Consider the following 22,809-nt stretch of genomic DNA (forward strand, 5'->3'; position numbering starts at 1 on the left):
GCGGCGGATCATGAGAATCGTCGGAAAGAGCGATTTCACCGAGGTCGTGGAGATCTATCGTGGGGAGCACTGCGCGCACGGCGCGGAAGAGGGCGTGCGGTTTCGTGAAGGCGAGGACAATCTTCGTCGAGGTGACGCACTGTCGGGCACCTGGACACGGGTGAGGCTGTCGCGGGCCGATCTCACCGGCGTCACCCTGCCGTGGCACCTGAGCGAAGGCGGGGAGCGGGAGCTGGTTCCACGCACCGGGCTGACAGTCGCGCAAGCCGCGGCGCGGGTGCGCACCGAGCGCGCCGATCTGCTGGCGGCGAATCCGGTGTGCACCGAGCTGATCACGGCTCTTGCCGACGCGCCGCTCACCACGGTGTTCCTCAGTACCGCTCCGGTGGACCACAGCGACTACGCGGATCTGCGCGCCGATCGAGGTCTGTTCCACCTCGACGGGCTGCACCGCATGATCGCGTGGGAGCTCGCCGGGCGGTTGCCCGAGGAGGAAACGATCGATGCCATTGTGGCCGGCGACTTCCGAGACGGAGGTTCGCCGCGATGACCTCCGACACGCTGATCGACCTGCTGCGGCGAAACGCGCGAACATACCCGCACCGGCCCGCGCTGTCCGATTCCGAACGCGCGTTCACCTACCTCGAGGTCGAGCGAATAGCCGAGGTGACCGCGCGGCGGTTGCGAGACGACGGAATCCGCCGGGGCGACCGCGTCGCCGTTCTCGGTGACCGCGATGCCCGTCAGTGCGCCTTGCTGTTCGGGGTATGGCGCTGCGGCGCGGTCGCCGTCGCCGCCGAATCATCCTGGAGCCCAGCACAGTTGCGCAGGCGACTCGACGCCGTCGGGGTGCGCTGCGTGGTGACGGCGGAGCCGGGCCACGACGGCACCCTGGTTGTCGACCCGGTCGCGGCGCTGGGGAGCGACGTTGTCGCGGGCACCTGCGCCGTCGACGCCGCCGACCTCGCGTATCTTTCGTTCACCTCCGGCTCGTCCGGTGAGCCGAAGGCCGTCGCCGTCACCCACGGCAACGCCACGCACTACGCGTTGTCGCTGTGTACGCGACTCGGTTTCGAGGCGGGCGAGGCACCGTGCGTCGGGCATGTCACGACGTTGGCGGCGGATCTCGGGCATACCGCGTGGTTGCTCGCGCTGGCCTGCGCCGGTTCGGTGCACGTGGTCGCCGATCGTGACACCCGTGATCCGGCGGCCTTCTGGGCAGCGGTGCGGCGGGCGGGAATCTCGGTGCTGAAGACGACGCCGTCCCATCTGGGCGCACTCGAGCAGGGCGCGCCGGCCGAGCGCGAGCCGTTGGACGTGGTGTTGCTCGGCGGCGAACCGCTCTCGCGCGAATTCACGGCGAGTGTGCTCACCCGCGGCATCGCCCACCGGGTGATCAATCATTACGGTCCCACCGAAACGACGGTCGGTGCGGCCTGTTTCGTCGCGACCACGGTCGCCGAACTGCCCGACGAGCCGATCGTTCCCATCGGGACGGCAATCGGCACCACGGTGTTGTCGCTGCACGACGAGCAGGGCGACCCGGTACCCGACGGTGTCGAAGGTGAACTGTATATCGGCGGAAAGGGTGTCGCCGCAGGCTATTTCGGTCTTCCAGGCGACACGGCGTGCAAGTTTCTCGCGCGGGACGGCGAACGTGTGTACCGCACCGGCGACATCTGCCGGCGACGCGAGGACGGTGCGCTGGTGTTCGTGCGCCGCGCCGATCGTCAGATCAAGATCCGTGGCTTCCGGGTCGACCCGGCCGAGGTCGAACGTGCGGCCGAACTCGTGCCGAGTGTCGAACGGGCGGCCGTGGTGGTCCACTCGACCGGCGCGGACCATCGCTTGAGCGCGGCAGTGAGCCTGACCGACCCCGCCTGCGACGAGACGGCAGCGGTGGCGGCCCTGCGCACCCACCTGGGTGCGGTCCTGCCGGACTACGCCGTCCCGCAACCGATCTTCGTGCTACCGGCACTGCCGCTGGCACCGACGGGCAAGCTCGACCGCGCCCGCCTCGCCGCCACAGTCACCGCGCTGCTCGGCAGCCGAGCAGGCGGCAGCGCCGGTGTGCTGCACGGTGGCGAGGCGAGCGGCCTCGCACACAGCATCGCGGCCTTGTGGGCGGGTGCGCTCGGCGTACGTACGGTGCATCCCGAGGCCGACATCATCGACCTCGGTGGTGACTCGATTCTGGCGATGCGCACCATCGCCCTGCTCCACCGGCACGGCCGACGCGTCACCTTCGACGACTTCTACCGGCACCCGACCCCGCGACGCCTGGCGGCAGTGGCGCGGCCGATCGAATCCGGCGTAACGGCGCCCGCTACGACCCCCCGGACCGCGCGCAGGCCGGGGCCCGCTCAGCGGTGGATGTTCGCGCAGCCGGTCGGCGATCATCGGCAGTGGAACCAGTCGGTGGTGCTGCGCTGTGGCAAACGCGTCGACGCGGGCGTGTTGTCGCGTGCGGTCACCGATCTCGTCGAGCGGCATGCGGTACTGCGCACCGAGATCGGGCCGACCGGTCCCGGTGCCACCCGCGAGGTCGACGAGGGCGAGCTGGTCTCGTTCTCGCGATTGCCGCGATCGGCGGCGGCGATGGCGCAGTTCGTTGCCGACACGTGCACCGACCTGCACCTGAGTGTGGATCCGGCGGCCGGACGGCTCCTGCGGGTGCACCTGTTCGACGGGGGCGATCATCACGCCGATCGCATCGCCCTGGTGATCCACCATTCGGCGGTGGACGGATTCTCGTGGCACATCCTGCTCGACGACCTCGCCTACGCCTATCGAACAGCCTTGCAGGGCAAGCGATTCGACCTGCCGCCCACCGGTGACTACTACCGATGGGCGAGCGAGCGCGCCGACCCGGTAGCGGTGGCGCCCCGACCGGCCCGTTCCCCCGGGCAGGCACCACGCCCCGCCGGTCTGGTGTGGACCTTGGACAGCGCGGCGACAACGGCACTCGTTCGCGAATGCGGCGGCGGTCACGGCCTCGAGGCGCAGCTGCTGGCGGCCTTCCTCGCGGCGCTGTCGCGGGACGAGATCGCGGTCGAGGTCGAGACGCACGGTCGTGACGTCGGTGACGACGGCGGCGAATATCTCGACACCGTCGGCTGGTTCACGGCGGTGAAGTGGCTCCGGCTCCCGCGAGCGACGTCCCACGCGCACACTTACTCCGCCGCGGCGATCGAGCGGCTGCTCGCGGCCACACCCGAGCAGCCGATGGACACCGAGGGGGATCGCCCCGATGTCGGCTTCAATTTCCTCGGCACCTTCCAGTTACCGGACAAGCACACCTTGGACTGGTCGGTCGCGCCGGAACAGGCAGGCATCGCGCGTGACCCGCACTGCGACTCGCTGTACCGGCTGAAGCTGACCGCGCGCATCGTGGAGGGGCGCCTCGTCGCCGACCTCGTACACCCTGGCACTCCGGCCTCCGACGACCAGGCGCGCCGGATCATGGCGGAATTCGCCGCCACGCTCGCCGGGCGGGTCGGGGTGGTCGCCGACGCCTGCGTCACCTCGGCGCTGTCGACCTCCGGCCAGGTTCTGCTCGCGGCGGCTCGCCCGCCACGCGCTCGGGTGCGTGTCCTCGACGAGGCACCACGAGTGCTGGTCACCGGCGCCACCGGGTACCTCGGCGGGCATCTGGTCTCGGCGCTGCGCGCGCGCCACGCCCACGTGACGTGTCTCGTGCGCGCGGAGCGCGACCTCGACGCGCGGCAACGGCTCCGGCACCAGCGGGGTGTCCAGGTGTTCGCCGGTGACATCACGCGCCCGGACCTCGGGCTGTCGGCCGAGGCGGCTCGCGAGGCCCGGCACGCCCAGGTGATCATCCACGCCGCCGCCGATACCCGGCTCGTCGCCGCACCCGCCGAACTCGAACGGACCAATCACCTCGCGGTGCGCGGGCTGCTCGACTGGATCGACGAGCACGTACCGAGCGTGAGATTCCATCATCTGTCGACGCTCGGGGTCGCCGGCGCCGTCGACGGCGCACCGCGCCGGTTCAGCGAAGCGGACCTGCGGATCGGCCAATACTTCCGAACTCCGTACGAGCGGGCGAAGTTCGGGGCCGAGCTGGCTGTGCGGCGGTGGGCGGCGCAGGGCAGACAATGCTATGTCCATCGCAGCGGGCACATCGCGGCGCACAGCCGGACCGGGGAGTTCCAGCGCAATATCGGCGACAACCGGGTCTACCAGTTGCTGCGCGGGTATCTGCTCGCCGGTGTCGCCCCGAGGCGGCCCGCGGTGACTTTCGGGTTCTCCCATGTGGATACCGTCGCCGCGGCGATCGCGACGGTGGCAGGCCGTCCGGCCTGTGCGCCCGGGGTCTACCACATCGAAACCCCGCATCTGGTCGCCCATGACGATCTCGTCGCGTGGAGTGCCGCGGCGGGCTATCCGGTGGCCCTCGCCGACGACGCCGAGTTCACGGCCGCCCTCACCCGCGTGGAGGGATCGCACGCGGCGGCGGTGCGCGAAGCCCTGGCGTGGTCGCACCATGACGCGGATCGCCGCGTTCGCCTCGACAGTTCGTGGACCGTCGAGGCGCTGAACCGGCTCGGCATCCGATTCCACGCGCCGACCCCGCGGTGGTGGTCGGCCGCGCTCGCGTGGGGGAGCGCGGCCGGGTACTTCCCGGCCGTCGCGACCGCCGACCGCACCGCCTGACCCTCCACCCACCTCGTTAGGAGCCGAATGTCCGAACTCTCACCGGTCCTCACCCAGGCCACGCCCGTCACGGTCTGTCGCGGCGAGGGGATGTACCTGTACGACGCGGCGGACGTGCGGTATCTCGACTTCACCGCCGGCGTCGGGGTGACCAGCACCGGCCACTGTCATCCGCGGGTGGTGGCAGCCGCCCAGGAGCAGGTCGCGCGGCTGATCCACGGGCAATACACCACGGTCATGCACGAACCGCTGCTCGAATTGGCCGATCAGCTCGGGTCGGTGCTGCCGTCCGGTCTGGATTCGCTGTTCTTCAGCAACTCCGGCAGCGAGGCGATCGAAGCGGCGGTACGCCTGGCCCGGCACGCCACCGGCAAGCCGAACGTCGTGGTGTTCGACGGTTCGTTCCACGGCCGCACCATGGGCGCGGCGGCGTTGACCACCGCCTCCACCCGGTACCGGGCGGGTATCGGCCCGCTCATGCCCGGTGTCGCGGTGGCGCCGTTCCCGGCGGCCTACCGGCTCGGTCTGAGCGAGGACGCGGCCGTCGAATTCGCCCTGCGCGGTCTCGATTACGTGCTGGCCACCGTCACCGCGCCCGCCGAGACCGCGGCGCTGCTGGTCGAACCGATCCTCGGCGAAGGCGGCTATGTCCCCGCACCACCGGGATTCCTCGCCGGTCTGCGCGAACGCGCCGACCACCACGGCATGCTGCTGATACTCGACGAGGTGCAGACCGGCTTCGGCCGGACGGGGCACTTCTGGGCACACCAGCACGAACCGGTGGTTCGCCCCGACATCTTGGTCACCGCAAAGGGATTGGCGAGCGGGTTCCCGCTCTCGGCCATCGCCGCACCGACGGAGCTCATGCGCCGCGCCTGGCCCGGGTCCCAGGGCGGTACCTACGGTGGCAACGCCGTCGCCTGCGCCGCCGCCCTGGCCACCTTGGCGGTGATCCGCGAGGAGAACCTGGTCGAGAACGCCGCGACCCAGGGTGAGCGACTGCTCACCGCATTGCGAGCGGGCGCGCTGGGCGAACCCGGAATCGGGGACGTGCGGGGACGGGGTCTGATGGTCGGCATCGAATTCCGCACGCCCGAGGGCACACCGGATCGGGACACGGCTACCCGCGTTCAGCGGGCCGCCGCCGATCTCGGGCTGTTGCTGTTGACCTGCGGGCCCTACGGCAACGTCGTCCGGATGATGCCCGCGCTGGTGGTGACCGCCGAACAGATCGATGCCGCGGTGGTGCTGTGGTCGAAGGCGCTCGCCCGGGTGAGCGGTGACGTAGGACAAGGGAAGGGGACCGACAGTGTCCGATAACGTTGAAATCGGCTGGGACGCAAAGCACCTGGTCGATCGCCCGGAGCTCTGGTCGCTGCCTTTGGCCCGGGACGACCAGCACACCCTCGCCGCGGCCGACGACGACGCGCACAAGGTGCGTTCCGCCGTGCACGCTTTCGTCGACGCCGCCATCGAGCGAGTGGGATTCGCCCATATCGCCGGTTTCGTCGACCCGGGCCGATCAGAAGACGACATCACGCGCACCCTGCTGTTCGTGCTCGACGGGATCGGTGTGGTCGTCCCCCAGAACGGTGCGGGCGATCTGCTCCAGGTGCTGCGCGACCGCGACGGGGACGGCGTCACCGCACTCGGATTCCATTGCGACACGTGCGATCTGCTGGTCCTGCTGTGTCTGCAACCGGCCGCCGACGGTCAGGGCTTCACCCGGCTGGCCAGTGCCCGCAAGGTCGACGACATCCTGACCGCCGAAGACCGCGACACCCTCTCGCTGCTGCGCGAGGACTGGACCTACGACCGCACCGGCCGGGCCGGACCGCAGATCGTGGTGTCACCCATCCTGTTCACCCAGCCCGACGGCACCATCGGTTGCTACTACCAGACCAGAACCGTGCGTGCCTCGCTGAATCCGGATCGCCCGGCCGATGCGCGCCGGCTGGCCGCGCTCGATGTGCTCGACGAGGTGCTGCACCGGCCCGGCGTCGGATTCGATTTGATGCTGGCCGCAGGCGATCTGCTGCTCATCCGCAACAGCCGGGTGCTGCACGGCCGCTCACCCTATATCGATCAGCCAGGCCCCAAGGCCCGCCGCATCCTGCGCCTGTGGGTGGACGACGTGGCAACGGAGGAAAACCGATGAGCACCCACGATCGCATCGCACTCGTCACCGGAGCGGGCAGTGGGCTGGGTCGGGCGGCGGCGCTGGCTCTGCTCGAGCACGGTTGGTCGGTCGCGTTGACCGGCCGTCGTGAGGCACTGCTGAAGGAGACGGCCGATCTGGCGAACGTCCCCGCGAACCGCGTGCTGGTCGCACCCGCCGACATCACCGTCCCCGCCGAGGTCACCGAGCTGTTCGCCGCGGTGGAACGGCATTTCGGCCGGCTGGATCTGCTGTTCAACAACGCGGGAGCGGCGGTCCCGCGCTGTCCGATCGCCGACATCCGGGTCGAGGACTGGAACCGCGCCATCGACACCCTCGTCACCGGCGCGTTCCTGTGCGCGCAGCAGGCCTTTCGCCTCATGTGCGCGCAGTCGCCCGGTGGCGGCCGGATCATCAATATGGGTGCGCCGTCCGCGCACGCGCCCCGACCCAACGCCATCGCCTACACCACCGCCAAACACGCGCTGCTCGGCTTGACCAGAGCGCTGTCGCTGGACGGGCGGGCGCACGGAATCGCCTGCGGTCAGATCGATGTCGGCAATGTGACGCCGCCGGACGGCAGCGCGCAACCGGCGGCCCGGCAGGCCGACGGCACACTGTCGGTCGAGCAGACGATCCCGGTCGAGCGGTTCACCGAGTCGCTGGTGCTGATGGCCTCGATGCCGCTGGACACGAATATCCAATTCCTCGGTGTCTTCCCGACGACGATGCCGTTCGTGGGAAGGGGCTGACCATGGGCAGTGCGGGAGTTCCGCTGCACCGGCGCATCGAGCGGCTGTGCGAGAGCGACGCGCAGGTTCGGGCCGCGTTACGCGACCCGAGGATCACCGAGGCGGTTCTGGACCCCGCACTGCCGCTGGCGCATCTGGTCGAGACGGTACTGACCGGGTACGGCGACCGACCGGCCCTCGGGTACCGGGCCGCCGAACCGTCCCACGAAAACGCCGGTGGGCCAGCGCGATTGCTCCCACGGTTCGACACCGTCGGCTATCGGGAACTCTGGGACCGGGTGGGTGCCGTCGCGGCGTTCTGGCACGGGGAACGCGGGTTGAGCCCCGGCGATTTCGTCGCGATCGTCGGTGTCACCGGAGTCGACTACGCCACCGTCGACCTGGCGTGCGTGCGCCTGGGCGCGGTGGCGGTGCCGGTGCAGGCCGGAGCCGCCGGACACGAGATGACCACCATCCTGGCCGAGACGTCACCGCGAATCCTCGCGGTGGGCGTCGAATTTCTCGCGCGCGTTCTGGAAAGCGTTGCAGCCGAACAGATTCCACGGCACCTTGTGGTGCTCGACGCCGATCTGGCGGACGAGGGACACACTCGCCTCGTCGATCAGGCCCGGCAACGCCTTCCCGGCGTCACCGTCGACACGCTCGAGACGAACATCGCCGCGGGGCACACGCTCACACCGGCCCCGTTGTTCGCGGGTGACCCCGACTCGATGAGCCTGCTCATCTACACCTCCGGCAGCACCGGCACTCCGAAAGGCGCCATCTACCCGCAGCGGCTGGTCGCCAGAATGTGGCGCAATGCCGGCCCGGTACCCGCGCTCACCCTGGCCTATATGCCGATGAGCCATGTGGCGGCTCGTCTTTCGCTCTACGGCACACTCGGTCGTGGTGGCACCACGTTCTTCACGGCACGGTCCGACCGTTCGACACTGCTCGACGACCTCGCGCTGGTGCGACCCACCGAGATCGCCTTCGCCCCGCGCGTCTGTGAGCTGTTGCTGCACCGGTTCCGCGACGACGTGGACCGCCGCTGTGCGGCGGGCGCCGACCCCGATGCCGCGCGCGCCGCCGCGCTCGACACCATGCGCCGCGACGTCCTCGGCGGACGAGCACTCTATGCCATCTTCGGCAGCGCTCCGATGGCCGAGGAAGCCAAGGACTTCGCCGAGGCGCTGCTCGGGTTCGAACTGCACGACGGATACGGCGCCACCGAAGCACTCGACATCCTGCTCGACCATCGCATCCAACGTCCGCCGGTCACCGCGTACAAACTCGTCGACGTGCCGGAACTGGGCTACTTCACCACCGACCGGCCCTACCCGCGCGGGGAACTGCTGGTGCGCACCGCCACCGCCGTTCCCGGGTATTACCGGCAGCCGGAGTTGTCGGCGGCGATCTTCGACGAGGAGGGCTTCTATCGCACCGGCGACGTCATGGCCGAGATCGCCCCCGACCACCTGCGCTACCTCGACCGGCGCAACAACGTGCTCAAGCTGTCCAACGGCGAGTTCGTGACGGTGGCGCGGTTGGAGGCCGTCTACGCCACAAGCCCGCTGATCCATCAGATCTTCGTCTACGGCTCCAGCGAACGCGCGTACCTGCTCGCGGTGATCGTGCCCACCGACGAAGCGCGGGCGGGCGGGACCGTCGAACAGGCGCTGGCCGCCGCCCTGCGCACAGCGGCCTCGGCGGCGGGACTGGCCACCCACGAGATCCCCCGCGATTTCCTGGTGGAGCCGGAACCGTTCACCGTCGACAACGGACTGCTCTCGGGCCTGGGCAAATTGCTACGGCCGAAGCTTCGGGACCGCTATGCGGCGCGGCTGGAGCGGATCTATCGCGACCACGCCGACGACCAGGCCGACGACCTACGGGCACTGCGGCAGCGGGCGGGTGAGTTGCCGGTGCTCGAGGTCGTCGTGCGGGCGGCACAGGCGATCGTGGGTGGGGAAGTGTCCGGCGCCACGAGCTTCACCGAACTGGGTGGCGACTCGCTGGCGGTCGTGTCCTATGCGGCCCTGCTGCGGGAGTTGCTCGGCGTGGAAGTGCCTGCTCGGCTGCTCACCGGGCCGACCGCCGACTTCGGTTCCATCGCGGGATACATTCAGCAGCAACGATATTCGGATAGCATCCGGCCGAACTTCAGCTCAGCGCACGGTATCGGCAGCCTCACCGCGCACGCGGCGGACCTGGCGTTGGAGGTCTTTCTCGATCCGGCGATCGTCGCCGAGGCCGACGCGATGCCACGGTCGGCGGAGGTGGTGCGGACAGTGCTGCTGACCGGTGCCACCGGCTATATCGGGCGCTTCCTGTGCCTGGAATGGTTGCGCAAGCTCGCCCCCACCGGTGGCACCGTGATCTGCCTCGTGCGGGGGACCGACCCCACCGCCGCCGAACAGCGGCTCGACACCGTCTTCGACAGCGACACCACCCTGCACCGCGAATTCCGGGCATTGGCGGCGCGGCACCTCGAGATCGTCGCCGGCGACGTCGCCGCACCCGCCCTCGGCGTACCCGGTACGGTCTGGGAACAGCTCGCCTCACGCGTGGACCACATCGTGCACGCGGCGGCCCACGTCAATCATGTTCTCCCGTACCAGCATCTGTTCGATGCCAATGTCGTGGGAACGGCCGAGATCATCCGGCTCGCCCTCACCACTCGCGGGAAATCCGTGGACTTCCTGTCCACGATCGCGGTCGTGGGTTCGCGGGAAGGCTCGCTACTGGACGAGGACACCGACATCCGCGTCGCGCTGCCGAGCAGAGCCCTCGACGAGCGGAGCTACGCCAACGGCTACGAGGTGAGCAAATGGGCGGGGGAGGTCCTCTTGCGTGCGGCGCACGAGCGATGCGGGCTGCCCGTCACAGTGTTCCGGTCGAATATGGCGCTGGCACACCGGGACTACGTCGGTCAGCTCAACGTCGAGGACACCTTCACCCGGCTGGTGCTGAGCCTTGGCGCCACCGGTGTCGCGCCGCGATCGTTCACCGGCGACACCACCCCGGGCGATCACTACGACGGGCTTCCGGTCGACTTCACCGCGACAGCGATCGCGAGGCTGGGCGGTGACCCGAGGCCGGCGCACAGAACCTTCAATGTCACCAACCCACACGACGACGGAGTGAGTCTGGATCGGCTGGTGGACTGGCTCATCGAGGAGGGACTGCCGCTGCAGCGCCTGGACGGTTATCCCGAGTGGCTGGCCCGGTTCGAGTCGGCACTGACCCAGCTGCCGGAGCCGCGACGGCGCCGGACGGTGTTCCCGCTGCTGCGTGCCTACCGGCGACCCGCACGCGCACGCGGCATGGTGCCGGCCAAACGGTTTCACGATGCACTGCGGGAAATCGACCTGCCCATCCCACATCTCGACCGGAGCTTGATCGGGAAATACCTCACCGACCTGCGTACGCTGAACTTGCTGGGCTAGAGCTACGCCGTGGCCGGGTCGAACGGCGGCACATTCTCACCCCACCGTGTGCACTCCCACCCGGTGAATTCGCCCGCCGAATAGCGTGGCACCAGCTCGATGGTGTGGGTGAAGTCGAGCCGCGTGCGCGCGGCGAACGCCGTCGGGACTTCGGTGATCGCCCCGGCCGCGAGCCGCATGGCCATCCCGTGACTGACCACGATCACATCCGTCCCGCCGCCGGCAGGCAGATGGCGAGCCCGCAACTCCTCGAGCACGGGCAGATAGCGATCGAGCACCTCGTGTCCGGTTTCCCCACCCGGCACCGCGAGGTCGAGCTCGCCCTCGTGCCATCGCTGGTAGGTCTGATGGAATACCGCACGCGCGGTATCGGTTTCGAGTCCTTCGAGCGCGCCGGCCTGCACCTCCTGTACCCCCGGCAACACCGTGACAGGGGTGCGGACCACCGATTCGATGTGGGCGGCGGTCTGCTGGGCCCGCAAAGCAGTCGAGCAGAACAACCGCGGCGAGCCGGTCACACCGTCGGCGAAACGAGCGGCCTGTTCCGCCCCGCGCTCGGTGAGGCGAGGTCCGGGGACCCGGGTTTCGAGCCGACGTCCGACATTGCCGTGTGACTGGCCGTGACGCACCAGAATCAGTTTTCCGGTCCGTTTCTCATGACCGATCTCCACCGTGCGCCTTCCCGGTCGGCCCTACCCCGCCCCAGCGGCGAAACGAAAAGACCTGTCCACCAATACAGTCCATGTGCCCACACGGCCGATCCGGACGCGAGGTTCGGCGACGGTGCTGCGATCAGGCAGACGTTGCCGACACGTGCGGGCGAATACCCTTGTGTACCAGGTCGAGCTCTTACGATGCCACGCATGGGCGAACAGAAGAACCGCATGCTCAGCGGTGAGCTCTACCGTTGCCACGACCCCGAGCTGGCCGCCGAGCGGATGCATTGTCGGCAGACGTTGGAGAAGTTCAATGCCTCTGCGGCGGAAGAGAAGCCGCTCCGCCGCAGCATCCTGGAGGAGCTACTGGGAAGCATCGGCGAGGGCTCCCTGATCCTGCCGACCTTCCGGTGCGAATACGGCTACCTCATCCACCTCGGCCGCGACTGCTGCCTCAACTACGACGCCATCATCATGGACGGTGCGAAAGTCGTGATCGGCGACAACGTGCAGATCGGCCCACGGGCCCAGATCATCACCGCGCTGCACCCGGTGGCCGATCACCAACTTCGGCGCGAAGGGTGGGAGACCGTCGCCCCGGTCACTATCGGCGACAATGTGTGGTTCGGTGCCGGGGTCATCGTGTGCCCAGGTGTCACGATCGGCGCCGACACTGTTGTCGGCGCAGGCAGTGTGGTCACCCGCGACCTCCCCGAAAAGGTCTTCGCCGCAGGCAATCCCGCGCGCGTGATCAAGCCGCTGTGAGGTGTGTTCGCGCATCGGCTCGTGGTCGTACCGGCTCGGCGATCAGCGGGCCGGTCGGCCGCTGTTCACCGGGGACTATCCGGTGATCACAAGCGCGCCCAGCACGAGCGCTGATGCCGTGACGACCGAGCACACGCGACCGTCGACCGCGACAGGCCAGTGACCACCATCAGCATCAATAGGCCGCACGCAACGCGGTGGCTCGGCGCTCGCGGACGTCTCTCGCGCCTTCGATGCCGACCCCGACTTGTGTGGCGAAGGCGGAACCTTCTGTGCCGGAGGGGATCTGAAGGCGGTGGCCGCGGGCGACCCGAATCGTTTCCAGCCGGACGGTAACGCCCGATGGCCGTCTCGCGGCTGCGCCGGTGCTACTTCTCGGAATGGGTGCGCAGTGCGTGGGCGAACCAGGTGAACACCGCGACTCGTCGTCGATGAAGTCGTGGATGAAGCGGCCAGTTTGTGCATCAGATCCATCTCCTGTGGGTTCGACTCCCGCTTCGCTACCGCCTGCAACACGGCGCGCCGCAGACGCAACACCCGGATCTGCACATCCAGCGCCGCCGCGTGCGCCGCGCCGACGACTGATATTTGCTTAGCGCATGCAACTATATTATAGTTGCATAATGCAAATAACTATCTCGCGTTTGGGGCGATCATGGTGGTGTCCGCCAGTACGGCAGAGGGCCTGATCAAGGAGATCTACCTTGTCGGCAGGGCTACTCGCTTCGCACTGCCGCACCCGGAAGAAGGCGAACTGCTTCCCGGCGGTGTCGCGGTACTCGGTCTTCTCGAAGCCAAGGGGCCGCGCAGGCAGGGGGATCTGAGCCCCGACCTGTGCATCAGTCCGTCCGTGCTGAGCAGGCAGGTCGCCGACCTCGTCGGCTCCGGCCTGGTCAGCCGCCACGCCGACCCCAGTGATGGCCGTGCGTGCGTCCTCCGGATCACCGACAAGGGACGCGATCTGCTACTGCGCGTTCGGTTGTCGAGAGCGCGCGGCCTGCAAGCGGTTCTCGCCGACTGGAGCGAGGACGAAGCAGAGCATGCGCGCGCTGCCATTCAGAAACTCACGAACGCACTGACCGCACACGCGCATCACACTGCGGCAAGCCACGATCGGCCGATCTCGGCAGAGAGTCAGGAAACACATGTCTAGTTCAGTGCAGGCGGTGACGCCGCGCGATCCCGCCGCGATGACTCACCGCGAAGTCCTGGAAGCGCTGACCGGCTTGCTGGCGGCGCTGTTCACGGCCCTGCTCAGCACCACGATCGTCGCGACCGCACTCCCGACGATCATCGGTGATCTGGAGGGTTCGCAGACCGCGTACGCCTGGGTCATCACGACGGCGCTGCTCGCCAACGCCGCGTCCACACCGATCTGGGGCAAGTTCGCGGATCTGTTCAACAAGAAGCTGCTGGTGCAGTCGGCGATCGTCGTCTTCGTCGCCGGTTCGGTCATCGCGGGATTCGCGCACAACGTGCCGGTGCTGCTCGTCGCGCGTGTGGTTCAGGGTGTCGGCATGGGCGGGCTGACCGCGCTCACCGTCGCCATCATCGGTTCCATCGTCGCGCCACGTGAGCGTGGGCGCTACTCCGGATACATGGGCGCTGTGATGGCGGTGTCGATGTCGGGTGGGCCCATTCTCGGTGGCGTCATCGTCGACAGCCCGCTCGGCTGGCGTTGGACCTTCTTCATCTGCGTGCCGCTGGCCGTGATCGCGTTGGTGCTGTTGCAGCGCACCCTGCGGTTGCCCACCGAACGCAAGCAGGGCGTTTCCATCGACTGGCTCGGTGCCACGTTGCTGACCGCAGGTGTGTCCGTGCTGCTGATCTGGGTTTCCTTCGCGGGGAAGGCCGGCTATTACGGCTGGTTCTCCCGGGAAACGGCGCTCTACGTCGGAGCGGGTGTGCTGCTCCTGCTCGCGACGCTGTGGGTCGAATCCCGCGCCAAGTCGCCGATCATCCCGCTGCCGATCATCACCGAACGCACCACCGGATTGGCGATCATCGCCTCGATCGCGGTCGGCGTCGGCATGTTCGGCGCGACCACCTTCCTCGGTCAGTACTTCCAGACCGCGCGCGGATATTCCCCCACCATGGCGGGCATTCTGACCATTCCGATGGTCGCGGGCATGCTCATCGGCTCGGTCGGTTCCGGGCAGTTGATCACCCGTTTCGGAAAGTGGAAGGCCTTCGTCGTCACCGGCGGCGCCTTACTGGTGGTCGGTTTCGCATTGCTCTCGTCCCTGGATCACGCCACCAACCTGTGGCTGGTGGGAGTCTTCATCGCGATCGTCGGCTTGGGCGTCGGCATGATGATGCAGAACCTGGTACTCGCCGTGCAGAACACCGTCAGCGTGCACAACATCGGGTCCGCGTCGAGCAGCATCGCCTTCTTCCGCACCTTCGGCGGCGCGATCGGGGTTTCTGTGCTCGGCTCGATCCTGGCCACTCGCGTGAGTGACCTTTCGGCCGCGGGCTTCGCCGAGATCGGTGTGCAGCCGAGTTCCTCCGGCGGCAGCAATCTGAACATCGGTGCCCTGCCCGGACCGATCGCCACCATCGTTCGCGCTGCCTACGGTGACGCGACGGGCCGGATCTTCCTCATCGCGGCGGTCGCCGCGGTCGTGGCTCTCGTGGCGACCTCCTTGTTGCCGAACCGTCCGCTCCGACGCACGATCGACATCGATCCCGCGCTGGACCCCATGAGCGTGCCCGAACCGGCCACCGGGGCGCCGCCCGTCGCGGCGGGGCAACCAGGACGCTGACCGTCGGCTGTTCCAACGGCGCTCGTGGTGCCATCGCGCTCAACTCGCGGTGGCAGTGTCGGCTCGGACCAGGTCCCGGTGACCGGCCGAATACCGTAGCCTCGTTCGTATGAGTGTCCAGGTTGCAGGGGCTCCACCGCACGACCACGTCGTGAGCATGTACGACGATTCGGAGGAGCTGGCCCGCCACGTCAGCGACTTCCTCGGGCAGGGGCTCGACGCCGACGGTGCGGCCGTGGTGATCGCCACCCCCGCCCACCGGGAAGCTGTCGCGGCGCGGTTGAGCGAGCACGGCTTGGACGTGACCGCCCTGATCGCGGCCGGCCGCTATCGCGCCCTGGATGCCGCGCAGACTTTGGCGAGCTTCACCATCGACGGCGTGCTCGACCGGAATCGTTTCACCGAGGTGATCGGGGACGTCATCGCCGCGGCGAGTGCGGGTCATCGTTCCGTTCGCGCGTTCGGTGAGATGGTAGCGCTGCTGTGGGCCGACGGCGATCCGGGGGCCGCGATCGAGCTCGAAGCGATGTGGAACGAGTTGGCTCGGAGTCGTCAGTTCCTGCTCTACTGTGCCTACCCGCGTGACATACTCGCCGGCGCCGACGATCTGGTGCGCCTGCAGCAGGTGTGCGCCCATCACTCCGAGATCGTCGCTCCCGACAGCTACACCGTCGCCCGCGCGGAGCTCGAGCCGAGCGTCGACCCGGACACCGATTCTCGAATCTTTGTGCCGGTACCCAGCGCCGCGAGCGCCGCGCGCCGGTTCGTCACCGGCAGGCTGGGGGAATGGCAGCACGACCCCGCGGTCATCGACGATGCCGCGCTGGTGGTTTCCGAACTCGCCGCCAACGCGGTTGCCCACGCGCACACCGCGTTCCGGATCCGTGTGTCCCAGATCGAGGGGGCGGTGAGGATCGAGGCCGAGGACCTCAGCCCGCGCCGGCCGGTACTGGGCACAGACCGCGGAAGTGCGGTCGGTGGACGTGGTCTGATCCTGATCGCGGCACTGGGGAGTCGATGGGGCACCGAACCGGACCCAGCAGGGCACGCCAAGAACGTGTGGTGCGAAATCCCGTCCTCCGGCCTGCGGGAAGGAATCTGAGACATGTCGATCGACCTCTCCGCACCCGCGCGCGGTTCCTCGGTGGCCAGGGCGGCCGGTCAACTGACCGATAAGCGCAGCGCGGGCTGCCACGATCATGCCTGCGTGGCGTATTCCACCCGCGCCGAACGCGACCGCGCCGCCGTGAAATGGCTGCTCGAGGGTGCCGCGATCGGACAGCGGCTGCTGGCGTTCACCGACGACGACGATGCCGGTGAACGTCTGTCGGCCGCTTTCGCCGCGGCCGATGCCGGGCACGGCCGCGAGCTCACCCATACCTCCCTCAGGACGCTCTACGACCTGACCGCACCGATCGACGCCGAAGCCCAGCTCGCTCACTACCGCGCCGAAGTCGCTTCGGCCCGCGCCGCGGGTTTCGCAGGCATTCGCGTGTTCACCGATATCACCGCACTGACCCTCGACTCCGCGCGCCGTCCCGGTCACGTCCGGTGGGAGCACGTCGTGGACGCGTTCATGGCCGACGGCCACCCGGTGGCCGCGATGTGTGCCTACGACCTCACCGCGACCGGCGAGGACCTGGGCGCGGTCATGGCCGTACACCCATTGCGCCACGGTCCCTCCCGGGTCCCCACCACGTTCGGGATGTACTGGCGAGACGGCCACCGGATCCTCGACGGGGAGATCGACCAATTCGGCATACCCGCACTGATCGGCGCGCTCGAGGTCTTGCCGAGCGAGGGCGCCGACCTCGACGTCAGCGGTCTGTCGTTCCTGAGTGTGCGCGCGTCGGCGGTGCTGGCGGGCATGGACCCGTCCCAGCGTGCACACCGATCGATACGGCTGGTCAACGCCCATCCTGTCGTCGAGCGGGTATGGAGCGTCATGAATTTCGATCCCCGACGGCTGATCAAGCGCACCGATTCCTGAGCCGGCTTCCGGGCGGTCGCCGTGCCGGACCTCGCGAACGAGCCGGACACCCGGTACTGGTAGTGGCGCGTTCGGCGGCGGATTGGCGCGTTCTGCTCTTGGCGAGCCGCGGTGAGGAATCGAGACTGACAAGCAATCTTGTCGGTAGAGAAACTGGGAGGTGCGGTGTCGATGACAAGGGAAAGCGCTACCGCCTACGTGGTTTCGGCGCTCGAGGCCAAGGGGACCGCCACGCGGGACGATTTCGATGTGGCCGGCCTCGTCGCCGCGTTCCGCGACATCGCGGGCGGCTGGGATTTCCGCTCGATGGAGCAGGAGACGTTCTGGCGGATCGCGTCGACCCATCTCAGGTTGTGAAAGTCATCGGTGGTCGCTACGCCGTCCAGCGCCGGGCGGCCCGGCGCAACGACGCGGCATCGGAGTAACCGAGGAGTTCGGCCTGTCTGGTGGCGCTGACCGGTCCTGTCGCGGTGGCTCGCGACAACCGTGCGCGACGCGCCCGTTCCAGTTCGGCGCGCCAGGTCGTGCCCGACTCGGCCAGCCGCCGCTGCAGCGTTCTAGGGCTGATGCACAGCATCAGCGCGACCCTGTCGAGGGAAACGGTTCCGGCTTCGATGGCCTCGTCCACCGCGTCGGCCACCCGTCGGGGCCAGGCCGAGGCGAGGGTCGGTGGGGGCGGTAGTGCGGCGGCCAAGGGCCGCAAGACGGTCGCCAGCACCGGATCGGCCGTGGTCAGTCGCAGATCCAGGTCCACGTTCCGGAAGGTCATCGAGTCCGTGTCCGCACCGAATTCCAGCGTGGCCGACCCGAATACGGCACGGAACATGTCCAGGGTCGGGGCAGCGGATTGTCGCAGTGAGACGCGCACCGGATCCAGTGGGGCGTCGATCACGCGACGCGCGCGGCTCAGTACGGCCGCCAGCCCCCACAGCTGAGTGTGGTCGCGACCGCGGCCTTCTCCGTCGATCATCTCCAGGTAGAGGGTCGACTCGTCGTCGGATTCGGCGACCAGGTCGAACCGGTGGTTGGTGGTGACCGCGGTGACGTTGGGCCCACAGGTGGCCAGCCCGGCGCCCAGCGTCGGCGCCGAGGTGAACAGATAGTCGTACAGGCCGAGACTGGACAGCACATAGCGCTGGGCCACCGCCAACGCGACGTCCGGGCCGAGACGATATTCGCCGACCTCCCAGAGCCGGGAGAACGTCTCGCTGGGCAGATGCACATCGTGGCCGGTCATCGACCAATCCGGGATACCGGTGTCCCGGATCAGCTGGGTGCGATCGAGCCCGGCCGCGCTGAGCTGGGAGATGACGAAACGGTGCAGCAAACTCTGGTCGGTAGCCATTGACGTCTCCTGGTGCCGGCGTGTCGATCCGCAGACCGGGGCACGGCGACCGCGGACGCGTGCGTCGGCAGATCTGAACAGGCTCCGGTCGGCCTCTCGTCATCTGGTTCTACCAGGTATGCGGCATCGTATGGGGTGTGTACGGCTCGGTCGGACAGGGGCAGATCGAGGGACTGGAAGGTGAGTCCAGGTGTCCGATGTCGGCGTGCCGGAGCCGTGCGATGCCGTCGTGGCGGATCAGTACCTCGTGCGCGGCTTAAAAGGGCGCACTCGACCATGCTTCGTCTGGGGCCTGGTCGTGGTGATGCTGCTACGCCGAATATGGTCCGGACCTGTCAGTGGTCTGGTTATGATCCGGCCCCGAGTCTTCGGGTGCGATGGTGGGAGCGGGTGCGGTGAATTTCTCGACGTTGATCGGTGCTAGTGCGTTGGTTCTGGCGGCAGTGGCTACGGTGGTGTCGCCCTCCACGCAGGCTGTCGCGGCGCCGCCGGTTACCGGCACGAATTGGCTGTGTCACCCCTCGACCACGGCCGATCCGTGCGATCTGCCCCTCGACACCACCGACCTCGGTTCCGGCACGGTCAGCGCGCCGGAGCCGGTGGCCGAGTCCGACAAACCGGTCGACTGCTTCTATCTGTATCCGACGGTCAGCAACCAGGTCGCGCTCAACCAGGACCCGGTCGCCCAGCCCGAGGTGCAGGCGATCGCGTCGTATCAGGCGGCGAGGTTCTCGAGCATGTGCCGTGTCTTCGCACCGGTCTACCGGCAGGTGACTCTGCCCGCGTTGCCGGTGAGCCTGCTGGCCGGTGTCGATCTGGCCGAACCGGGTTACCGCGATATCGAGGCGGCTTGGAGCGAGTACCTCGCCGAACACAACAACGGTCGCGGCGTGGTGATCATCAGTCATTCGCAGGGAACGTTGATGGCGCGCAAGCTGATTCGTGAACACATCGACCCCGATCCGGTGCTGCGGTCCCGGTTGGTCGGTGCCTTCCTCATGGGCGGAAACTTCACCACTGCCCGCGGCAGCACCACCGGTGGTGACTTCGCGAACATCCCACTGTGCACCCGGCCCGGTGAATACGGGTGTGTCGTCGCGTATTCGGTGGCGCAGGATGATCCGCTGCTGTCATTGTTCGGCAGCGCGGACCTGAGCTTGATCTCGCTGCGCTGGGGGCTGCCGTTCGGGCCCGGGTATCAGGTGGCGTGTACCGATCCCGCGGTGCTCAGCGGCGACGCCGGCCCACAACCGGTGACGACGCCGTCGGCCCCCTATCCGTTCGGCATCATCTCGATCCTGTTGGGCTACACCACATTCCCCGATGCCCTTCCACATTCGGATTCCTCGTGGACCAGCACCGCGACACGGGGCACCGGCCGCTGTGCGGAACGCAATGGATACAACTTCTATCAGATCGACATCAGTGGCCCGGGCCGGCTGAACGAGATTCCCCTGTTCGAATCGCACCTCGTGGACATCAACTTCGGTTACGACCGGCTCGTCGCCATCGCCGAGCGTCAGTCCGCAGCCTGGACGGCGGCCGGCTAGCGCGCAGGGGTCCCGACAGGCGCCGCTGATGTAGCGGACACGCACGCGGAGACAGCTGAGTGCCGCACTCACCACGCGTTTGCCGAGCATGTTCGCAGCGGCGGCCATGTCCGTGTAGCGGGCGAACGACCTGCGTGTCGGTGTTCGGATCTACCGGGCGACGGGGACGCCTGCTCGTTTGAACGGCTGCACGATCGGCGCGGTCTCGATCCGGGTGATGGCAGGCAGGCGGGCGAGTGGGCCGGTCAGATACCGATGCAGAGCTCGCGAGTTCTCGGCGAGGACCACCGCGTAGAGGTTCGTCGGTCCCGTAGTCGACCCGACGAAGGTCACCTCCTCGTGGCCCGCGAGTTCCTCACCCACCTCCACCAGAGCAGCCGGGGCCACCGACAGCCAGAGGATCGCGGTCGTATGCCGGGCTATCAGTGCGTCGTCGAAGTCGACGCGGAAATACAGGGCACCCGCCTCCCGAAGTTCACCGACTCGGCGTTGCACGGTGGATTGTGACAGCCCCGCGGCACGGGCGAGGTCGCGATAGGGTGCGCGCCCATCGCGCGACAGTTCGGCGAGCAGCGCGTGGTCCGAAGTGCTCAGAGCTACCTGCCCGTCGCCGGGCGGCGCGGGGGGACGAAGCGCCTCGATCTGATCAGCGGACAGTGGACCGATCTTGTTCAGAATGTTTCGCTGGCCGCCGTAGAAGGTGTGCAACAGCCAATGCGCACTGACGCCGGTGACGCGACGAGTACGGGGCAACTCGCGCAGCAGCACTGAATCGCCACCGACGGGAGCTCTCGTCGTGCAGACGATCTCGGTCGCGCCCGAGGTGAGCTGCACCCAGCGCGCCTCCGGATGCCTGGCGACCGCGGTAGCGATGGCTCCCGCGGCATCCGGCGGGCATTGAATGCGCAGCACCCATTCCTCTTCGCCGACAATCCACGCGTCGGTTTGCGCGGTGACGCGGATGGCGTCGTGGGCACGAAGTCGCGCATACCGCCGGGCCACCGTTTGGTCCGAGACGCCGATCGTCTCGCCGATGAGGCTGAACGGGGCTCGGCCGTCGATCTGCAGCGCGTGGATGATCTTCATATCCAACGGGTCCACCTGCGGGGATTTCATCAAATTACGTTCGCAGATGTCGAGATTATTCGCAAATGGCGCTGTATGTATCGAGGTGGCTCCGTGATCGCGGACAGTGGCACACATGAGTAGAAAGTGGCTGCCGCTGGTGGCGATCTGCCTCGGCGCGTTCATTCTGCTGGTCGATGTGACCATCGTGAATGTCGCGCTGCCGCAGATGGCGCAAGATCTGAACGCGTCCATGTCCGCGCTGCAGTGGGTGATCGATGCCTATGCGCTGGGGCTCGCCGCGGTGCTGCTGGCGGCGGGCGCGCTCGCCGACCGCGTCGGCCGCCGTCGGGTCTATCTGATCGGCTTGACGGTTTTCGCGATCGCCTCGCTGGTGTGTGGATTGGCCCCCAACAGCGCCGTCTTGATCCTGGGCCGTGCGACGCAGGGCATCGGTGGTGCTGCCATGTTCGCCACCACCAGCGCGCTTCTGGCCGTGATCTACCACGGCAAGGACCGGGCTGTGGCGTTCAGCGTGTGGGCCGCGGTCAGCGGGTCCGCGGCGGCGGTCGGCCCGGTGCTCGGCGGGCTGCTGTCGCAAACCTGGGGATGGTCTTCGATCTTCCTGATCAATGTTCCCATCGCCGTCCTCACGATCGCGTTGTCGCGCAGCGTGTTACCCGAATCGATGGCGCCGACCGGGCGCAGGTTCGACTTCGCGGGTGCACTGTCCTTCACGGTCGCGGCGACGGCCCTCGTGGCCGGATTGATCGAGGGAGCGGTCGCGGGCTGGGGCGGCGTCACAGCGCTGCTGCTCGGTGTCGGAACCGGTGCGCTGGTGCTGTTCGTACTGATCGAGATTCGCAGTGTCGCACCCTTGCTCGATCTCAGCCTTTTCCGGCGGCCGGTCTTCACCGGACTGATGGTCGCCGCACTGCTGTTGCCTGCTACCGCCTTCGCCTCGCTCGGCTACACCTCGATATGGCTGCAATCGGCGCTCGGGATGAGTCCGCTGACGTCCGGGCTGGTGGTGACCCCGCTCAGCGTCGCCTCGTTCCTGGTCGCGACGATCGCGGGCAGACGCCTCTACCGCGCGCATCCGCGCTGGACGATCGGGGGCGGCCTGGTGTTGATCGGCGCGGGCGCCCTGTCACAGACCGCGATCGAGGCGGGGTCGGGCTGGCCGGTGTTGCTGGTCGGTCTGGTGCTCATCGGAACCGGTGTCGGCGTCGCGACCGGACCGCTGATGGCGGCCGCCCTGGAAACCGCACCACCTCAGCACGCTGGTCTGATCGGCGGCGCGGTGAATACCTTCCGTCAGCTCGGTCACGCCCTCGGCGTCGCGGTATTCGGCCCACTTTTCCTCATCGGGGCGCGTGAAACCCTGGCCGAGGCCGCCACCTTCGCCGACCCGCACGCCGCCGCCTCAGCGCTGGGCGGTGGTCGCGCAGCGGAGCTCATCGCGCAAGCACCACCACGCGCACAGGAATCGGTCCACCACGTCGTGCATGCCGCGTTCACCGCCGGTCTCGACCGAATCTTCTACACCGCAGGCATCGGCGCGATCGCCGGCGCGGTGATCGTGTTCACCCTTGTCCGAAAACGCGAAACAGCGACCCCCGTTCAGCCGGTCGAAGCACCGGCACGAGCGTCTTGAT

General features: G+C 68.1%; 17 protein-coding genes and 1 pseudogene. 15 read left to right on the forward strand and 3 right to left on the reverse strand.

All coding sequences use genetic code 11. The features are described 5' to 3' along the window. The first annotated feature begins 10 nt into the window (after positions 1–10). The 6 genes from AB0I35_RS16535 to car are packed head-to-tail and all read left to right on the forward strand — an operon-like array spanning position 11 to position 11,015. Complete coding sequence (locus tag AB0I35_RS16535) at positions 11–550, forward strand: DUF6309 family protein (protein ID WP_357396832.1); 540 nt, start codon at positions 11–13, stop codon at positions 548–550. Beyond that, on the forward strand, positions 547–4,677 hold the full coding sequence (locus tag AB0I35_RS16540) for an AMP-binding protein (RefSeq protein WP_357396833.1): 4,131 nt from the start codon (positions 547–549) through the stop codon (positions 4,675–4,677). Before AB0I35_RS16535 ends, AB0I35_RS16540 begins: the two co-directional genes overlap by 4 nt. 27 nt (positions 4,678–4,704) lie before the next feature. Further along, positions 4,705–5,997, forward strand: a complete 1,293-nt coding sequence (locus tag AB0I35_RS16545; protein ID WP_357396834.1) for an aminotransferase class III-fold pyridoxal phosphate-dependent enzyme — start codon at positions 4,705–4,707, stop codon at positions 5,995–5,997. After that, a complete protein-coding gene (locus tag AB0I35_RS16550; protein ID WP_357396835.1) occupies positions 5,987–6,835 on the forward strand; it encodes a TauD/TfdA family dioxygenase in 849 nt (282 codons plus the stop codon). The genes AB0I35_RS16545 and AB0I35_RS16550 overlap by 11 nt, the downstream gene beginning before the upstream one ends. Then, positions 6,832–7,587, forward strand: a complete 756-nt coding sequence (locus AB0I35_RS16555; protein ID WP_357396836.1) for an SDR family oxidoreductase — start codon at positions 6,832–6,834, stop codon at positions 7,585–7,587. Before AB0I35_RS16550 ends, AB0I35_RS16555 begins: the two co-directional genes overlap by 4 nt. Positions 7,588–7,589: 2 nt before the next feature. Next, positions 7,590–11,015, forward strand: a complete 3,426-nt coding sequence (car, locus tag AB0I35_RS16560) for a carboxylic acid reductase (RefSeq protein ID WP_357396837.1) — start codon at positions 7,590–7,592, stop codon at positions 11,013–11,015. Positions 11,016–11,017: 2 nt separating this feature from the next. Here car and AB0I35_RS16565 read toward each other — a convergent pair whose 3' ends face one another. Then, the gene (locus tag AB0I35_RS16565; RefSeq protein WP_357396838.1) at positions 11,018–11,686 is read right to left on the reverse strand and encodes a histidine phosphatase family protein; all 669 of its coding nucleotides are present in this window, start codon (positions 11,684–11,686) and stop codon (positions 11,018–11,020) included. Between the two features lie 192 nt (positions 11,687–11,878). Here AB0I35_RS16565 and AB0I35_RS16570 point away from each other — a divergent pair, with 192 nt between their 5' ends. From AB0I35_RS16570 to AB0I35_RS16600, 7 genes and pseudogenes are all read left to right on the forward strand, one after another. Next, positions 11,879–12,436 (forward strand): sugar O-acetyltransferase, encoded by a 558-nt coding sequence (locus AB0I35_RS16570; protein ID WP_357396839.1) that lies wholly within the window; start codon positions 11,879–11,881, stop codon positions 12,434–12,436. 205 nt (positions 12,437–12,641) lie between these two features. Next, a pseudogene (locus AB0I35_RS16575) lies at positions 12,642–12,773 on the forward strand (enoyl-CoA hydratase); the annotation flags it as partial. Positions 12,774–13,052: 279 nt separating this feature from the next. Continuing rightward, the gene (locus AB0I35_RS16580) at positions 13,053–13,589 is read left to right on the forward strand and encodes a MarR family winged helix-turn-helix transcriptional regulator (RefSeq protein ID WP_357396840.1); all 537 of its coding nucleotides are present in this window, start codon (positions 13,053–13,055) and stop codon (positions 13,587–13,589) included. Further along, entirely contained in the window at positions 13,582–15,201 is a 1,620-nt protein-coding gene (locus tag AB0I35_RS16585; RefSeq protein ID WP_357396841.1) for an MDR family MFS transporter, read from the forward strand. The genes AB0I35_RS16580 and AB0I35_RS16585 overlap by 8 nt, the downstream gene beginning before the upstream one ends. A 109-nt stretch (positions 15,202–15,310) precedes the next feature. Further along, a complete protein-coding gene (locus AB0I35_RS16590) occupies positions 15,311–16,303 on the forward strand; it encodes an MEDS domain-containing protein (protein WP_357396842.1) in 993 nt (330 codons plus the stop codon). Positions 16,304–16,306: 3 nt separating this feature from the next. Further along, complete coding sequence (locus tag AB0I35_RS16595; protein WP_357396843.1) at positions 16,307–17,191, forward strand: MEDS domain-containing protein; 885 nt, start codon at positions 16,307–16,309, stop codon at positions 17,189–17,191. 171 nt (positions 17,192–17,362) lie between these two features. Further along, entirely contained in the window at positions 17,363–17,548 is a 186-nt protein-coding gene (locus AB0I35_RS16600; RefSeq protein WP_357396845.1) for a hypothetical protein, read from the forward strand. Between the two features lie 16 nt (positions 17,549–17,564). Here AB0I35_RS16600 and AB0I35_RS16605 read toward each other — a convergent pair whose 3' ends face one another. Beyond that, positions 17,565–18,536, reverse strand: a complete 972-nt coding sequence (locus AB0I35_RS16605) for an AraC family transcriptional regulator ligand-binding domain-containing protein (protein WP_357396846.1) — start codon at positions 18,534–18,536, stop codon at positions 17,565–17,567. A gap of 452 nt (positions 18,537–18,988) precedes the next feature. Between AB0I35_RS16605 and AB0I35_RS16610 the strand changes: the two genes are divergently transcribed. Further along, positions 18,989–20,086, forward strand: coding sequence for a DUF3089 domain-containing protein (locus tag AB0I35_RS16610; protein WP_357396847.1), 1,098 nt, complete (start codon positions 18,989–18,991; stop codon positions 20,084–20,086). Positions 20,087–20,236: 150 nt separating this feature from the next. On the opposite strand, the gene AB0I35_RS16615 is transcribed toward AB0I35_RS16610, so the two are convergent. Then, positions 20,237–21,202, reverse strand: coding sequence for an AsnC family transcriptional regulator (locus AB0I35_RS16615; RefSeq protein ID WP_357396849.1), 966 nt, complete (start codon positions 21,200–21,202; stop codon positions 20,237–20,239). A gap of 85 nt (positions 21,203–21,287) precedes the next feature. Between AB0I35_RS16615 and AB0I35_RS16620 the strand changes: the two genes are divergently transcribed. After that, positions 21,288–22,808, forward strand: a complete 1,521-nt coding sequence (locus tag AB0I35_RS16620) for an MFS transporter (RefSeq protein WP_357396850.1) — start codon at positions 21,288–21,290, stop codon at positions 22,806–22,808. The last annotated feature ends 1 nt before the right edge of the window (position 22,809 follow it).

Origin of the sequence: Nocardia sp. NPDC050378 (assembly GCF_040655675.1) — a bacterium.
Taxonomy (GTDB): Bacteria; Actinomycetota; Actinomycetes; order Mycobacteriales; family Mycobacteriaceae; genus Nocardia; species Nocardia coubleae.

Bases quoted from the DNA above. Each gene is read 5' to 3' on its own strand.
- AB0I35_RS16535 (WP_357396832.1), top strand. From the start codon at position 11: ATGAGAATCGTCGGAAAGAGCGATTTCACCGAGGTCGTGGAGATCTAT.
- AB0I35_RS16605 (WP_357396846.1), bottom strand. From the start codon at position 18,536: ATGGCTACCGACCAGAGTTTGCTGCACCGTTTCGTCATCTCCCAGCTC.
- AB0I35_RS16570 (WP_357396839.1), top strand. From the start codon at position 11,879: ATGGGCGAACAGAAGAACCGCATGCTCAGCGGTGAGCTCTACCGTTGC.
- AB0I35_RS16545 (WP_357396834.1), top strand. From the start codon at position 4,705: ATGTCCGAACTCTCACCGGTCCTCACCCAGGCCACGCCCGTCACGGTC.
- car (WP_357396837.1), top strand. From the start codon at position 7,590: ATGGGCAGTGCGGGAGTTCCGCTGCACCGGCGCATCGAGCGGCTGTGC.
- AB0I35_RS16590 (WP_357396842.1), top strand. From the start codon at position 15,311: ATGAGTGTCCAGGTTGCAGGGGCTCCACCGCACGACCACGTCGTGAGC.
- AB0I35_RS16595 (WP_357396843.1), top strand. From the start codon at position 16,307: ATGTCGATCGACCTCTCCGCACCCGCGCGCGGTTCCTCGGTGGCCAGG.
- AB0I35_RS16540 (WP_357396833.1), top strand. From the start codon at position 547: ATGACCTCCGACACGCTGATCGACCTGCTGCGGCGAAACGCGCGAACA.
- AB0I35_RS16585 (WP_357396841.1), top strand. From the start codon at position 13,582: ATGTCTAGTTCAGTGCAGGCGGTGACGCCGCGCGATCCCGCCGCGATG.
- AB0I35_RS16600 (WP_357396845.1), top strand. From the start codon at position 17,363: ATGACAAGGGAAAGCGCTACCGCCTACGTGGTTTCGGCGCTCGAGGCC.
- AB0I35_RS16555 (WP_357396836.1), top strand. From the start codon at position 6,832: ATGAGCACCCACGATCGCATCGCACTCGTCACCGGAGCGGGCAGTGGG.
- AB0I35_RS16620 (WP_357396850.1), top strand. From the start codon at position 21,288: ATGAGTAGAAAGTGGCTGCCGCTGGTGGCGATCTGCCTCGGCGCGTTC.
- AB0I35_RS16615 (WP_357396849.1), bottom strand. From the start codon at position 21,202: ATGAAATCCCCGCAGGTGGACCCGTTGGATATGAAGATCATCCACGCG.